13 protein-coding genes are annotated in these 15,985 nt (G+C 44.1%); 5 read left to right on the top strand and 8 right to left on the bottom strand.

Features of this window, described 5'->3' with window-relative positions; genetic code table 11:
* Positions 1-60 precede the first annotated feature (60 nt).
* On the bottom strand, positions 61-951 hold the full coding sequence (locus AC04MN_RS09440; protein WP_475382930.1) for a hypothetical protein: 891 nt from the start codon (positions 949-951) through the stop codon (positions 61-63).
* Between the two features lie 71 nt (positions 952-1,022).
* Positions 1,023-3,743, bottom strand: coding sequence for a type I DNA topoisomerase (gene topA, locus AC04MN_RS09435; RefSeq protein ID WP_475382929.1), 2,721 nt, complete (start codon positions 3,741-3,743; stop codon positions 1,023-1,025).
* Between the two features lie 138 nt (positions 3,744-3,881).
* Between topA and AC04MN_RS09430 the strand changes: the two genes are divergently transcribed.
* Both AC04MN_RS09430 and AC04MN_RS09425 read left to right on the top strand, forming a co-directional pair.
* Entirely contained in the window at positions 3,882-4,682 is an 801-nt protein-coding gene (locus AC04MN_RS09430; protein WP_475382928.1) for an HAD family hydrolase, read from the top strand.
* 123 nt (positions 4,683-4,805) lie between these two features.
* Positions 4,806-5,045 carry a hypothetical protein gene (locus AC04MN_RS09425; protein WP_475382927.1) on the top strand — a complete coding sequence of 80 codons (240 nt, stop codon included), beginning with the start codon at positions 4,806-4,808 and terminating at the stop codon, positions 5,043-5,045.
* A 14-nt stretch (positions 5,046-5,059) separates the two neighbouring features.
* On the opposite strand, the gene AC04MN_RS09420 is transcribed toward AC04MN_RS09425, so the two are convergent.
* The 4 genes from AC04MN_RS09420 to AC04MN_RS09405 form a co-directional block, all read right to left on the bottom strand.
* Positions 5,060-6,421, bottom strand: coding sequence for a TldD/PmbA family protein (locus tag AC04MN_RS09420; protein WP_475382926.1), 1,362 nt, complete (start codon positions 6,419-6,421; stop codon positions 5,060-5,062).
* Positions 6,421-7,806, bottom strand: a complete 1,386-nt coding sequence (locus AC04MN_RS09415) for a TldD/PmbA family protein (protein ID WP_475382925.1) — start codon at positions 7,804-7,806, stop codon at positions 6,421-6,423. Before AC04MN_RS09415 ends, AC04MN_RS09420 begins: the two co-directional genes overlap by 1 nt.
* 209 nt (positions 7,807-8,015) lie before the next feature.
* A complete protein-coding gene (locus tag AC04MN_RS09410) occupies positions 8,016-10,412 on the bottom strand; it encodes a helix-hairpin-helix domain-containing protein (protein ID WP_475382924.1) in 2,397 nt (798 codons plus the stop codon).
* Between the two features lie 136 nt (positions 10,413-10,548).
* On the bottom strand, positions 10,549-11,127 hold the full coding sequence (locus tag AC04MN_RS09405; protein ID WP_475382923.1) for a hypothetical protein: 579 nt from the start codon (positions 11,125-11,127) through the stop codon (positions 10,549-10,551).
* A gap of 108 nt (positions 11,128-11,235) precedes the next feature.
* Here AC04MN_RS09405 and lpxD point away from each other — a divergent pair, with 108 nt between their 5' ends.
* The 3 genes from lpxD to AC04MN_RS09390 all read left to right on the top strand — a co-directional run bounded on the left by lpxD (position 11,236) and on the right by AC04MN_RS09390 (position 13,770).
* On the top strand, positions 11,236-12,330 hold the full coding sequence (lpxD, locus tag AC04MN_RS09400) for a UDP-3-O-(3-hydroxymyristoyl)glucosamine N-acyltransferase (protein WP_475382922.1): 1,095 nt from the start codon (positions 11,236-11,238) through the stop codon (positions 12,328-12,330).
* A gap of 85 nt (positions 12,331-12,415) precedes the next feature.
* Positions 12,416-12,781 (top strand): hypothetical protein, encoded by a 366-nt coding sequence (locus AC04MN_RS09395; protein WP_475382921.1) that lies wholly within the window; start codon positions 12,416-12,418, stop codon positions 12,779-12,781.
* 89 nt (positions 12,782-12,870) lie between these two features.
* Positions 12,871-13,770, top strand: a complete 900-nt coding sequence (locus tag AC04MN_RS09390; RefSeq protein WP_475382920.1) for an energy transducer TonB — start codon at positions 12,871-12,873, stop codon at positions 13,768-13,770.
* 21 nt (positions 13,771-13,791) lie between these two features.
* On the opposite strand, the gene AC04MN_RS09385 is transcribed toward AC04MN_RS09390, so the two are convergent.
* Entirely contained in the window at positions 13,792-14,517 is a 726-nt protein-coding gene (locus tag AC04MN_RS09385) for a PilZ domain-containing protein (protein ID WP_475382919.1), read from the bottom strand.
* Between the two features lie 152 nt (positions 14,518-14,669).
* Entirely contained in the window at positions 14,670-15,794 is a 1,125-nt protein-coding gene (locus AC04MN_RS09380) for a THUMP domain-containing class I SAM-dependent RNA methyltransferase (protein ID WP_475382918.1), read from the bottom strand.
* Positions 15,795-15,985: the final 191 nt, after the last annotated feature.

Below are 15,985 nucleotides of genomic sequence, written 5' to 3'. Positions count from 1 at the left end.
GAAGGATTCATGTTTTTTGTTAGGACGAATTTGTTACTAGATGATAGTTCTGTCTTGATCTTATTTTTTCTCGAATAAAGAGAGCTGAGTAAATGACTCATTCGAAGTCACGCGTTGGGACTTAAGTCCTGACAGCATCACCTCGTGTTTAATGAAATTTCCATGCTGAGTTTCAACAAGGAAAAAAGACATTTCTGGATAATCGTGCTTCAAGCGCACCATTTCCTCGTAAATCAATTGAATATTTTTTGGATCATCATCACTCATACCAAAGCGATGATGTGGACTGTATCCATAAACTTGCAGTGCGGTCTGTACACTGGCTCTTATGGCGTTTTGCTTCAACTCCGCAGAACTACGGGTAAACTCTTTATCTCCAAGAATCTCGCGCGTAGGCTTGTGACTGACTGGATAAATCGACAACCAATTTGGCTCGATCGGCAAAACCTTATGTTTCACGAATTCGCGCACGCCTTCTTTAATAGTTTCGGGATGATGTCCTCGAGCCGTAATCAATGAAACCGGACGCTGATTGAAGGCCGCATGATAAAAACACTCCCAAGAGGGGCCCTTCCACTGGGCATCATGATAACCCAAGGCATCTGCAATATCCTGTACAAAGATCTGCTTTTTTCCGCTTAATTTTTCAACATCCTCAATGTGATGGTCCCTAAAATTTCTAAAGGTTCCCGTCATATCGCAATAATCAACTTTGTAATCGGCATAGGGACCGCTGATCCCAAAGTTTTGATGTTGCTGGGCAAACTCACCGCTACTTACCGCAAGTTCTTCGTTGGTTTCCTTATGAAATAAAATGAGAGGAGTCGTAAGAAATGCAATGTTGTCGTCGAAATCAAAAAAATAAAAAGAGCGACCACCCAGATGGTAATTCCGGTCTTTTTCGGGCTCTCGATTTATCCCCAGTTCTAACTGGCCTTTTACATTCGACATATCAATCCAATTTCACAGCACCGGAATCTTAACACAAAGGGGGTTTTGTCAAAACCCCCTGCTCAAGACCATTACTTCTTTTTCCGAGTGATCACTTTTTTGACACCCAGAGCTGCTGCCTTGGCCGCCGCCTTACCGGCTGCTTTGGCTGCCGCTTTATCTGCCGCTTTTTTTACAGGAGCTTTCTTCGCCGGAGCCGCCTTTTTCGCAGCCTTCTTCTTGCCGCCTTTTTTCGACCCCGCTTTTTGATTAATCAATTCAATCGCCTGCTCCAAAGTCACTGCCTCTTGAGTCACTCCCTCGGGCAAGGATGCATTGACCTTGCCTGATTTGATATAAGGACCATAAGGACCATCAAAAATTTGGATAGCTTCACCTGACTCCGGATGCGCCCCCATCTCACGAAGAGGTGTCGACGAACGGCCTCCGCGTCCTTTTTTAGGCTGACTCAACATCTCTAAAGCTTTTTCCAAAGTCATAGTAAAAATACTGTCACTTTTAGGAATCGAACGATAGTCACCATCATGCACTACAAATGGCCCAAAACGCCCCAATCCTGCTTTGATTTCTTTATTTGTCGTTGGATGTTTGCCTAAAGTTTTTGGCAAGCTCAATAAATCAATCGCCATTTGCAAAGTCACTTGCTCCGGCAATGTCCCCGGCGGCAATGAAGCTCGCTTAGGTTTGTCATTTTCCTCGCTGACATCACCCAGTTGAACATAGGGTCCAAAGCGACCGTTCAAGACATAAATTGGCAAATCAGTTTCAGGATCTTTACCAAGAGCATCTGCACCATTGATCTTTTGATCAATCAGCTTTTCGGCAATCTCAGGAGTAATATCCCCCGGAGATTCATTGTCTGGCAAAGAGGCACTGACTTTTTCGCCGTCTCGCTGAGTGGTTAAGTATGCCCCATAGCGACCCACGTGAAACTCATAACGATCCATCCCCTCTAGCTTAATACTTCGAGCATCTTCAGGATCAATTTTACCTTCTTGCTCTTCGACTCGGGCTCGTAAGCCCTTCGGACCTTTATAGATCGACGCCAAATAACTTTCACTATCAAGTTCGCCGTCTGCAATATTATCCAGGCTCTGCTCCATCGAAGACGTAAAACCCAGGTCCACAAACTCAGGCAAATGCTTTGACAATAATTTTGAAACTACCATCGCGGTGAAGGTCGGTATTAAGGCGTTTCCACCTTTTCTGACATAACCACGATCGATGATTGTACCAATGATAGAGGCATAAGTAGACGGACGTCCAACCCCTTCTTTTTCTAAGGTTTGAACTAATGTTGCTTCCGTAAAGCGAGCCGGTGGTTTAGTTTCATGAGCCGTTGCTTCAAGTCTTTGACACAGTGGAGTGTCTTTCACTTTCATTTCTGGAAGGCGAATCTCACGTTCTGCTAGCTCCGCATCTGGGTCATCACTGCCTTCGACATAAGCGCGCAGGAAACCTGGAAACTCGATAGTCATTCCACTGGCTGCAAAGATCGCGTCTCCGGCTTTAATTTTCGCGCTCACCTGTTTCTGCCTAGCATCCACCATTTGCGAAGCGATCGTACGCATCCAGATCAACTCATAAAGCTTGTATTGGATTCCAGTCAAACCTGTTTCGTCAGGATCTTGAAACACATTCCCCGCAGGACGAATCGCTTCGTGGGCCTCTTGAGCACCTTTAACTTTTTTAGCCGCATAACTGCGAGGTGACTCTGGTAAATAAGTCTTTCCATACTTTGTGGAAATACAACTTCTTGCGGCCGAGATCGCCTCTTGAGACAAGAAAGTCGAATCCGTACGCATATAGGTGATAAAACCTTGTTCGTATAGTTTCTGCGCAACTTGCATCGCTTCGCGCGAAGAAAGTCCTAACTTTCGGTTGGCTTCCTGCTGCAAGGTCGAAGTGATAAAAGGGGCTGACGGTTTTCTAAAAGTTGGCTTTTCATCAACTTCCGTCACCACAAAACTTTCATTACTTAAATTCTTCAACCAACTCTGAGCCGCAGCTTCATCCAAAACAATAAGATCTTTTCCAGCAGTCAATTTACCGGTAGTGCCATCGAAGTCTTTACCGGTGGCAACTCTTTGATCTTTTAAACTTTGAAGACGAGCTTCAAATTGAACATTGTCTTTTTTCAAGTGGGCCATCAAGCCAGAGTAGTTTGATTTTTTAAAACGAATTCGCTCAAGCTCTCGCTCGACAATCAGACGAACAGCCACGGATTGAACTCGTCCCGCCGAAAGACCATACGCCACTTTTTTCCAAAGCAAAGGTGAAATCGTATAACCGACCAAACGATCTAAAACCCGTCGAGACTCTTGAGCCCGTACTAAATTCAAGTCGATCTCGCGAGTGTCTTTCAATGCTTTCTGGATAGCTTCTTTAGTGATCTCGTGAAACACCATTCGCTTTGTTGGAACCTTAGGCTTCAAAATTTCCATTAGATGCCAAGAAATACTTTCCCCTTCGCGGTCTTCATCCGTCGCTAGGTAAAGCTCGTCAGCTTCAGACAACTTATCACGCAAAGTTCGGACAACTTTTTCCTTATCCTTCGGAACGCAGTATAGGGGCTCAAAGTTATGATCAACATTCACTCCCAATTGTGCCCATTTTTCTTTTTTAAATTTCTCTGGAATGTCTTTAGATGATTGAGGCAAATCACGAACATGCCCCATACAGGATTCAACGACGTAGTCTCTTCCTAAAAACTTACGAATGGTTTTTGCCTTAGTCGGAGACTCCACGATGACAAGTTTTATGCCGGTACTTAATGTCTCTTTTTTTGCCATATCATTCCCTCACACCTTCTTCATCCCGAAGAAGATGCTAATTATATAGATATAGAAACCATGAGGTGGTTAAAAGTTTTTTTCAAGTGCATTTTTTGACAGCTTGTATCATGCGCAGAATACAGCCATACTTAAAATATGAAACCGGTGACTGACTTTAATTCAAAGATTCAATTTCTTCTAACGGATATCGACGATACTCTAACGGATGAAGGCCTCCTCGGCTCCGAAGCCTATTCAGCACTCTGGCAACTTCACAAATCCGGAGTCCATGTCATACCTGTTACAGGACGTCCAGCAGGATGGTGCGAGATGATCGCTCGCGTCTGGCCGGTCTCTGGGATCATCGGTGAAAATGGTGGCTTTTATTTCCGCTATCACAATAAGAAAATGCATCGCCATTTTTTCTTTAATGAAAATATTCAATTGCAGAATCGAGCAAAACTTGAAGTGATTCGCAAAGAAGTCTTACAGAAAATTCCTGGCTGCGATATTGCCAGCGATCAGTTTTGCCGCCTAATGGATTTAGCCGTTGATTTCTGCGAGGACGTCCCTGCTTTACCAAAGGCTCAGATTGATCAGATTGTAGATATCTTTAAAGCTCACGGAGCAACAGCTAAAGTCAGCTCCATTCACGTCAACGGCTGGTTTGGCAACTACGACAAAGTCAGCATGGCGCAAACTTTTTTGCAAAATGAATTCCAACTCACACCAGAACAAATAAAAAACCACTGTGCATTTAGCGGGGACTCTCCTAACGATGAGCCCATGTTTGCATTTTTCCCACACAGTTTTGCAGTCGCAAACTTGACCAAATTCGAAAATCAAATCAAAAATTTTCCAACCTATATTGCGTCCCAAAACGGTGGATTGGGCTTTGTTGAAATTGCGAATACAATTTTAAAGAACAATGCCATGAATAATGGAAACAAAACCTAGGTACTGTTGCAAATCCGAATTGATCCAATTTCGAAACATTTTATTCCCGGCCTTCTGTTTATTCTTTGAAGAAAATCAAATCCTTTTTCAAAATAGAAGCTATACCAACTCAAGGGGCGGGAAATGTTTGGGCTGTTTTCAAAAAGAGCTAAGGTAGAATCCTCGATTGGTCAAAACACGAATCCCGCCATAGGCAGTCACTCCGTTGGATTTATGCATCTTGCCAATATGCTTAGCGAATCAGTTCCCAAACACGAAGTACGCCTGGCAGCATTGGAACACAAAGTTCGACAACTTGAAGCCGAAAGCATTGCCCTTAGAAATAAATTGGCCGATTTAACATCGACCAATATTAAAAAATAAACTTTAACCTCGAACTAAGCGCCGGCAACGCTCAAGGCCTTAACCAGCAAGTCAGGGCTGTAGATGGACTCCCCCTGTTCGCTCCACTCAGACCCAATCAATTCAATATCTTGCAACAACTGCAAAATGTTTCCTGAAACAACTATTTGATCCACCGGCTTAACTAGCTTTCCATTTTCATAATAGAAACCCTCAACAGGCATCGAGAAATCCCCTGTAGATTCTTTAAAGCCAGCGTGAAGCCCTCCGGCCACGTAGGTAACCCTTAATACTTTTGGATAGCGATTCAACATTTCTTGAAGACTTGCAGAGCCTTTAGCGATCTTCAATGTGCTTGGCCCAATATCCATTTTTGACTGGGGACTACGAATGGCACTTGCTGTGTGCGGAAGACTCATTTTTTCTGCGTACTCAGAATTAGTTAAGAAGCTTTTCAAAACACCCTGACTAATCAAAGTCGTTTTCTGGGTTGGCGCGCCTTCATCATCAAATGGACGCACACCAAGCCCTTTCAAATCATGAGGATCATCAATCAATTCAAAAGAATCAGCCGCCACTTTCTGTCCAAGCTTCCCATCCAACAACGAGGTCTTTTCAAAAACAGATTTCGCAGATAAGTAATCAATCAACATCTGTACAAATATTGGCATTGCATCGCGATCAATAATGACTGGATAGGTCCCGGTTTCTAGCTTTACAGCGCCCAAAGATGAAATTGCTTTTTCTACCGCACGCTTGGTCGCAATAATCGGATCCACATCAGCAAAACGTCGACCCACAATACCATCGCCACGCATCTTTGAATGTTCACCTTGCTTCGCCAAAAGATAAGAATAACCACTCCAATATTTTTGCTTAAACTCAAGATCGACGCCTTCAGAATTCAAAATGCGCTTCCAAGAAACGCTTTCAGTGAATCCATTGTAAGGCACACTCTGAACACGGCTATCAGCATCCAAAGCTCCGCTCTCGAAAAGAGATGCCTTCTTTTTCTTTTCAGACATATCTATCTCTTCATCGTTGTACAGAGTTGCAAATGCAGCTAAATCGATAGCACCTTTCGGCTTCCACATCTTCAGCTGCGATTCAGCCGCATGCGCTCCAGCCGTCAACGTCTCGACATTTTCAATCGCATCTTGAAAGGTCCTCATCAAAGAATCTTCCGATAAATTCTCTGTGTAAGAAACGCCCTGACTTCCATTTTTTAAAACCCGAACTCCCGCCACGGCAGAAGTCGTCGACTCAAATTTCTCTAATTGTCTTTTCTGAAATCCAAGCTTCAACGAGTCCCCACCCGTTAAAAGAAGCTCAACCTGAGCCCCTTTTTCTTGGGCTTTTGCTTTCATCTTTTCGAAAGTTTGCTTTATTGAATCCATTAAGCACGCCCTCCAACCGTAATACTGGAAACCAAAATTTGCGGCTGCCCTACTGCTGCAGGAATAGATCCACTGACAGATCCACACATACCAGTTGCTAGCTTTAAATCATTAGAGACCTTGGTGATCTTGCCAAGAGTGTCGATCCCCTTACCGATCAAACATGCGCCTTTTACAGCCTCTTCAACTCTTCCATTACGAATGATATAGCCCTCTTGAACTTGGAAATTATAATCTCCCGTTCCTGGATTGACAGAACCGCCACCCATCTTCTTCGCATAAAGACCGTGATCAACGTCCTTGATCATTTCTTCAAAAGAGTCATTCCCAGCCGCAATAAAAGTATTTCTCATACGACTGGCCGGAGCAAACTTGTACGATTGACGACGCCCACTCCCCGTGGCCGCGTACCCCGTCTGCAAGCTTCCCATTTGATCGACAATATAAGACTTTAAAACACCCTTTTCGATCAGCACAGTCTTCTGAGTCGGATTTCCTTCATCATCAATATTCAAAGAACCCCAACCATTGGTAATTGTTCCATCATCGATCGCCGTGACACATTCATTCGCAATTTTTTGCCCCAGCTTTTCGCAAAAGACCGAAGAGCCCTTAGCCACAGAAGTGGTTTCCAATCCATGCCCGCAAGCTTCGTGGAAAATCACACCACCAAAGGAATTATCAATTACCACCGGCATATCCCCTGCCGGAGCATATCTTGCTTTTGTTAGCAGCAACGCCCGATCAACATTTTCTTCGGCCAATTGCTTTAAGCTCACTCGATCAAAGAGTTCGCTTGTTCCCATATGACCAATATTATCTGACGAGCTTTCTTTAGCACCATTGATTTCAACAAAAGTTTCCATACCAGCCCGAGCATAAGCTCGCTCGTCGAAAGCATGCACACCTTTGGTGTTTGCGATTTGAACTTTTTGAAATTTCTCCATCAAATTGACCATCACCTGGGTCACAGCCGACGAGCGCTGGCGCGCATGCTGATCTGCCGAATACAACCACGCAAGCTTCTGATCGCGCTGACGCTCCCAGGGCTTCAAACCAAAAGTGTGAATGGAATCAAACTGACGATCCTGCAACGCCGACCGAACAATTTTACGCTGATCCCCACGGGTCTGTGCCGCCTGCAAAGCGGCCTTCACCAAACCAGCCTCTGAAAGGTCATTCGTCGTGACGTAGACAATCTCATTTCCAAAAAATAGACGAACCCCTGCCCCAAACAGCGTTCCCGTAATTGCGTTTTCAGGTTTTTGATTCAAAAGACTCAATTGCGAAGAGTAAGTTTCTTCAACAAAAATATCAGCAAAGTCGGCGCCAGTAGAGATGGCGGCATCCAGTGCCTTATCTAGAATAGACTTAGAAATTATCATATTCACCTCGAAACCAGTCTATCGAATCGAGGCCAAGGACTCCATCAAAAATGCTAAAAAACAAAAAAGCCCCACTGGGTGGGGCTTTTAAGTATCAGATATTACTACTTTCTGATTTTAGCTTTCGTCATTCTCTTCTTTTTAGTTAGACGCTTAGCTTTGTGACGACTGCTTTTTGTGCGGTTTTTCATTTTCTTCATAAGTTCTCCTTACTTTTTATTGACGTTCATTAATGCAGCAAATGGATTGTTAAATGGAGAGCCGGCTGGCTTTTGAGGAGCCCCGCCTCCACCGAATCCACCGCTTCTATTGTCTCTCTGATCGCGACCACCAGGACGTGGGCCACCTTTTTGATCAGGGCGACCACCACCAGCTGGACGCGCACCCATCGCTGGGCGAGGACCATCGGCACGCTTCTCACGAGGAGCCGATGCTTCCGGAGCATCATCCATCTTCATGGTCAACGAGATCTGGTTCTTCATTGTGTCAACTTTCAAAACTTTGACAGATACGTGATCACCTGGATTCACAACCTTGCGTGGGTCATCAACAAACTTGTGTGACAACGCAGAGATATGCACCAATCCATCTTGGTGAACACCGATATCGACGAAAGCACCAAAATTAGTCACATTCGTAACGATACCAGGGCAAATCATGCCCTCTTTAAGATCTTTCACTTCAAAAATATCTTCACGGAAAGTAAAGACCTTGAACGGATCACGCGGATCACGTCCAGGCTTCTCAAGTTCTTTCACGATATCATCAAAAGTAAACTCACCGACAACTGCAGCCCACTTTGCACGAGTGGCAGCCAATTTTTTAGCACCTTCGCCCAAAAGTTCAGACACATTCACGCCGATGTCAGCAGCCATGTCTTTCACGGCTTGGTAGCGCTCTGGGTGAATACCTGTCGAGTCCAAAACTGCTTTTGCATTTGGAATTCTTAAGAAGCCCGCAGCCTGCTCGAATACTTTTGCAGAGAACTTAGGAACTTTCAAAAGATCATCACGATCAGCGAATAGTTGTTTTTTGCGGAACTCAACAATGTTTTTTGCTAAAGCTGGACCAATACCTGATACATACGACAACAACGCCGCAGACGCCGTGTTCACATCAACACCGACATTGTTCACGCAAGACTCAACAACGGCCTCTAGACCCTTTTTCAATTGAGACTGATTCACATCATGTTGATACTGACCAACACCAATTGATTTCGGATCAATTTTCACAAGCTCTGCCAATGGATCTTGCAAGCGACGAGCGATCGAAATCGCACCCTTCACTGTCACATCCAAATCTGGAAACTCTTCACGAGCTGCCTCAGACGCAGAATACACAGACGCGCCCGATTCATTCACCATCACAACAGGGATATTTTTTCCAAGATCCTTCACAACTTTACGTAAGAACTGTTCAGTCTCACGTCCCGCTGTTCCGTTACCCACCGCAATTGCCTCGATCACGATGCTTTTAAGAACATCACCAATCAAGCGTTTTGCTTTTTCCTCTGCATCGTCACCCAATGTGTAAAGAACTGTGTGAGAAATAAAGTTACCGCCCTTGTCAATCAAGGCCACTTTGCAACCTGTTCTCAAACCAGGGTCCACCCCAAGAACACACTTCGGCCCATACGGAGAAGCCAAAAGAAGACGGCGTACGTTTTCAGCAAATACTTTGATCGCATCTTCATCGCCACGCTCTTTAAGCATGCGGTGAACTTCATTCACAACAGATGGCAATACGTAAACGTTCAAAGCCAACTTCGCACATTGAGCCAAATAATCCCCAATAGCGTTGTCTGGATTTGTTGTTGCGAATGCGACATATGATTTCAACAAAGCTTCATCGTCACCTTTGACATCAACTGAAAGCTCTTCTTCCTGCCAACCACGGCGCATCGCCAAGTAACGGTGTGAAGCTTTTGCTTCTAGTAAGTTTTTAGCTGGTTCTTCAAACTCTTTATACATTTCGTATTTAGAGTTTGGCTTGTAGCCCTTAGCCGCTTTGGAAATAATACGACCTTGATCTAAATAATTTTTCAAGACAGACGCACGAAGATCAGCGTCGTTGGCAATTTTCTCTACCAAGATATCCTGAGCCCCTTTAAGAGCTTCTTCGTAGGTAGCAATCTTCGCCGCTGGATTTAAGAAAGTCTTGGCTTTCATTTCCATGGTCTCGCTGTCTTTCAGCTTGCCATGACCCATGTCCCAAATCCAATTTGCCAATGGCTCCAAACCTGCTTCGCGAGCCATTGTCGCCTTGGTTTTCTTTTTCTTTTTGAATGGCTTGTAGATTTCTTCAAGCTCACCAAGATCCCAAGACAATTCAATACGCTTTTGAATCTCGGCCGTTAAGTTGCCTTGCTCTTGAATCTCTTTTACCAAGAAAGCTTTTCTCTTGATGATCTCATTGAAAGTTTCATGAGCATCAATAACTGCACGAATTTGAACTTCATCTAGATTGCCTGTTTTCTCTTTACGATAACGAGCAATGAAGGGAACTGTTGCACCTTCTGCGGCAAGTTCAATTACGGCCTGCGCAGATTTCGCAGGAACATTTGATACGAAACGAGCTAAATAGCCCTGAAGAGCCTGATCCATAGTACCTCAGCTACTTATAATTCAATTATTGATTGCTTAATTTAGAAGCAATAAAGCTTCTCTACAAAAATTGTAGACTAAATTGGTAGACCAGATCAGATAGTGAAGCAATGAAATTCTAAAAAGAAAGCCCTCGTTACGAGAGCTTTCGGTTTGATATCAACATGCGGCGTCCATCTTTAAAGATAACCTCTAATCTATCGAACTCATTACTCAAAATGAATCCCCAACCAAAGAGTTTATGCTTCAAAGGAGTTTTCGCCTCGAAAACTTCAGAAATTTTATAATCTGGAGCAGCATCAGCATAATGCCTTTCATAAAGCTCGTGCCATAAAATTTCATCTTCTGTCATATTTGCTTTTTCAGCTTTAGATAACTTCCGAACTTCTGGCGGAGGTGTTTTCACTTCAGGAACTCGAGGTGCTTCTTGCTTAACAGCCTTTGGTGCAACTTTGGGAGCCTCGACTTTTGCCGCCTTCGCTACAGCGGCTTTAGCTGGAACTTTAGGCTCGACGGCCTTTGCCGCGGCTTTTGCTGGAGCTTTTGCTGCGACCTTCGCGACAGGTTTCGCTACAGGTTTGGCAGCAGGCTTCGCAGTTGCCTTTGCAGCAGGTTTCGCTGTTGGCTTTGCTTTAGCAGCAGGTTTTGATTTTTCAGCTACCTTTTTGGCAGGCGCCGACTTTTTCACTGGTTTCGCGACAGCTTTTTTGGCCATTTCTGCAACAGTCTCCTTCACTTAAGAAAGAATTAGAAAATAACTTTCATTTCACCACTATACCAATACAAGGTGTCTTGACATCAAAAAAATAATTTGAAAATGTTTATGCGCAGCACAACACGTTCTGCATTACACAGCACGAGGTTTTCAATGATCGCAGCTTCAATTATTCAAGAACTTCACTCTCCGGAAATCACCCACATCCAAGGCCCGCTCGAAGCCGTAGCGGCTAAAGTTCTTCCTCCTGAGATCTGCGATTCAAACTGTCTGGTTTTTGTTTCAAAACCCGATCAACTTCAGCTGGCCGTCACTAAAAAAGCTCCGATCATCATTGGTTTAAAGTCACTCAATTGCCCTGCTGACTATGCCGGAGCGTTCTTCCACACAACAAATATTCAAATGGCAATGTCGGAAATACTCCCGCTGTTTGACGGCAAAATGAATCGCTTCAACCAAGAACAAAAAATTCACCCGCAAAGCTTTATCCACCCCACTGCACATATTGGTAAAAATGTTTTAATTGGCCCGTTCGTTGTCGTAGGCGAACATGCTAGCATTGGGGACAACTGCACTGTGGGTGCAAATACTGTTGTCGAGCCCTACGCAAAAATCGGCCACAATACACTCCTTCACCCGACTGTTTTTGTAGGGTCGCACTGTATTGTTGGTGACTCTTGCGAAATTCACCCTCACGCGACGATTGGGTCTGATGGCTTTTCTTTTTGCCTCACCAAAGAAGGTAAGACTAAAAAAATTCCGCAAATTGGAATTGTCCGCATCGGAAATCATGTCGAAATCGGCGCCAACTGCGCCATTGATCGCGCTGCCCTTACAGAAACAGTGATCGGCGACGGCACGAAGCTCGATAATCTTTGCCATATAGCACACAATGTTCAGATCGGTCAGAATGGTCTTTTCGCTGCAGGGTTCATGACCGCAGGCTCAACAAAGATCGGAAATAACTTTATGTGCGGAGGCTCGGTCGTAGCCGCAGATCATATCGAAATTGCAGATCGCGTGATTATTGCGGGACGCTCGACAATCACAAATGACATTAAAGAAGGCGGACAATATGGAGGTTATCCCGTGGAGTCTTTCAGAGATCACCTCAAGACAGTGGCCAGTCTTCCAAGCCTTCCGAAGCTTCGTAAACAAGTCAGTAAAATTATGAAGCATTTGAACCTCAACGACGAAGCATAGAAATTCCAGATACTTGCCGCAGTCGCTTATGGCTTGTTATTCATAGACGTTCTGTTATCAATGGAGTCACCACATAGGAGGCTCCATGTCTTACCAGTTTTATAAAGTTCTGCATCTTCTTGGTCTCATGACAATGTTCTTTGGATTCGGTGGAATTCTTATCGCTACATTTGCTGGCATCAAACTCGACGGCTCGGCTCGAAAAATGGCGTTCATCACTCATGGAATTGGCTTAGCACTGATCCTAGTGAGTGGTTTCGGAATGGCAGCTCGTTTGGGTCTTGTGAGCGGATTACCAGGATGGATTCACGCTAAACTTGCGATCTGGGTTCTTTTAGGTGCAGGTGTTGCTTTAGCAAAAAGAAAAGGTCAATTGGGCTGGCCCATTGCGATCCTTCTTCTTGGCATCGGAACCACAGCTGCCTACATCGCAATCAATAAGCCATTCTAGTTTTGTTACGAATTTTCGATAAATTGATAAATAGATTTCGTTTACTTTCATTGCTCCTGCATTTCATCGCAGGAGCAACTTTCTATTTCTTGTTGAAAAACCCGCACTCCCAAATCACGCCGGTAGAGATCACTTTTCTAGAAAATCCGTCCCAGGCTCAAGCAACTCTCAATAAGGCCATCTCTTCCGAGGGTAATAAAAAAGTCTCAAGAAACGGTTCCCTTGGAAATCAAAGTGCGCTGAACTTGAAGAATCATCTTCTTAATGAATTAAAATACAACTCGATTAAGTCCTTACAAGCATCCGACGCCCAGGCACTGACCGGGGAGGCTGCCGATAAAGTTCGCGATTTTCAAGGGAGTGGCGCCTTCGTCGAACAAGTCGGATTTCAAGAAGGCTTAGAATCCACGACTTTCTGGAGCCATCTTTTAGCAAAAGTAGAGGCCAGCTTCGATTACCCTCAAGACTTCGCGGATCAAAGAATTCAAGGCGACGTAAAACTCGAATTTTACGTCAATCGTAAAGGACAAATCATCGACGAATTCAAAGCCATTAATGGCAGTGAACCTTTACTGAACTTATATGCTATGGCCGTTATTCACCAAAGCCTTAAAGAACCTCTACCCCGAAATTTTTGGAGTGCCTCGGATAAAGAAAAACTGGCAGTTAGCTTTACGATCAGATTCGAATATTACCAGATGGATGAAACCAAAGTTAAAAATATCGCCCACCATCAAAACAATGACTTTTTCATTCGAAAAACTCGTTACGTCATGCCTTTGCTTCTAGCTAAGATTGATAAAGTCTTTACTCGCTATATTCCTCCTATTATCCCGGTTCCGGGCGGAGTCTACATAGACATTATTCGCTTAGCCCAATTTAGCTACAACTTAGTCAATGGAACACCCGATCCAGACGAGATGCGAAAGCAAAGAATTAAGGCAACTCGGCAGCAACTCGAACTTAGTTTAAGAAAGAAAAATCCATAAAAAAAGGCGCCATCAGCGCCTTTATCTTTTATTTGCTTTAGGAACTAATCCCTTGCCTGAAGTAAAGACCCCTCGAAGCCAAGCCATAAACGAATCTTCCTCCCCCGGAAGTCGATCCGTCAACATACGACCGTCTTCATCCAACTCGCGGATAAGTTTCTTAATTAGCTTCAGACTCTCGTGAGTGTGCTGAAACTGAATTCCATACCCATGATCACCCATCATGCGATGATGAACGACGATGCCGCTTACTAGGTAATTAGAGTTATTATAAGTAAACTTAATTTCCACCGCGGCATCATCCTGAAGTTGAACAGCTGTTTTATAAAACAACCCACCTTCAGAAATATTCACAATCTGACCGATCCCTTGCCCAGCAACCTCGGCCTCAAGGTCGGCACGATAACGATGGGCCGATTCCCACCAACGCAATCTTGGGTCCATATAAACCTGCCGAACTGCAGGCACCATAAAGTATGCAACAAGGAAAAAATCAACAACCAGAACCGCAACTAAGTAGATGAAATTAAGCAGATTCACATCCGTCGAGAAACCATACAAGCTGACAGCGAAGATCAAAGCCAAGCAAGCCAAGTAAGCGTAAAAACTCCAACGCTTGCAGATGTAAATCAAAACACCAGCCACGATTGGTACAAAAACATAAGTGGACACGACCATTTTTGGTAGATAAGCCCACCACAAATTCCACAGCTGAGCCATCGGAATATTATGGCGAAACGAATTCATAAACAGATTACCAATAGGAGCAAAAACATGGAGAAGCGCCAAAATGATTAAAGGCCAAGGTCGTCTTTTCATATAGGAAAAGTCTAAACCACTGGCCTTTAAAATCAAGACTCTGTTTTAGTGTGAGTCTAGTTTAAAATGAAACAATAATATTAAAACATCTCGTACTTCAAGAAACGGCACTCGATATTTCCGTTATACACAAAGAACTTTCTGGTCGATTTCAATTTTAGGTCTTGAATCAAGTCTTTGCTTCCCGACAACAACCAACAGTTCCACCCTTTAAAACGATGTTTCAAAGTGTAGCCTAAGTCGCGGTACACATCTCGCAAATTGTCCTCGTCTCCGATACGCGCTCCGTAAGGTGGATTTACAATAATCAGTCCGGCTTCAACTGGGGGTTCTACTGTGGCAACGGGTTCTTTTTTAAGCTCAATCACGTGGTCAACACCCGCTCTTTTCGCGTTGTCTTTAGCAATCATGATAACCCGTCGATCGATATCATAACCATACAGTCTAAAGTCGAGGTCTTCTTTTTCCGCCGCTGTCGCCTCATCCAATATTTTTTCCCATGCTTCAGCGTCGAAGTTTTTCCATTTCATAAAACCAAATGAGGCCCTATGCATTCCCGGGGCAATATTTAAAGCCATCATTGCGGCTTCAATTAAAATTGTCCCTGAACCTGCCATCAAATCAACGATGGGTGATTTTTGATCCCAGCCCGCCAATAAAATCAAACCAGCAGCCAAGTTTTCTTTTAATGGAGCATCACCAACTTCTTTTCTATAACCACGCATAAACAAACTGTTCCCTGAGGTATCCACAGAGACTTGGAAGTTGTTTTTGTAAGCCTTCACATGAATGCGAAGGTCTGCATTCGCATTATCAACATCAGGACGTTTTCCGAATTTATCGCGAAACTGATCCACAATGGCATCTTTAATTTTCATCGCAACAAAACGCTGATCGCGCATCATTGACTCTTTGATAGAACAATCAATTGCAATGGTTTGATCTGGATCGATGTATTTGGTGAAATCGTGTTTTTGAATATTGTGATAAAGCTCTTCCGGCTGATACGCTGGGAAATCCAAAATAGGTTTCAAAATACGACTGGCAGTGCGTGAATGCAGATTGGCCTTATAAGCGCCTTCCCAATTACTTTCGAAAAAAACTCCACCCGCCGTTTTGTCGGTCACTTTCAGGCCAAGTTGTTTAAGTTCGATTTCCAAAGGGTCGACAAGTCCATGAGCTGTCGAAGCGAAAAATTCAGGCATAGATGCTCCTACGTTAAAGATCGAAGCCTCCCTCGGGCTCGATCCTGGGTTTATTTGAAGGAGCACTTGTAGCAAAGGCCCAAGGGAAAAACAATGTGTATAAATTCCCCTCTCTGACTAAGCCCTAGTCACAATAGCCTAAGCACCAGTCACCTAATAAAAAAGCCCGGTAGCTACAACAGCCACCGGGC

It is taken from the genome of Bdellovibrio sp. ZFWA1, from assembly GCF_056175665.1.
This window is presented reverse-complemented; position numbering and strand designations above follow the sequence as displayed.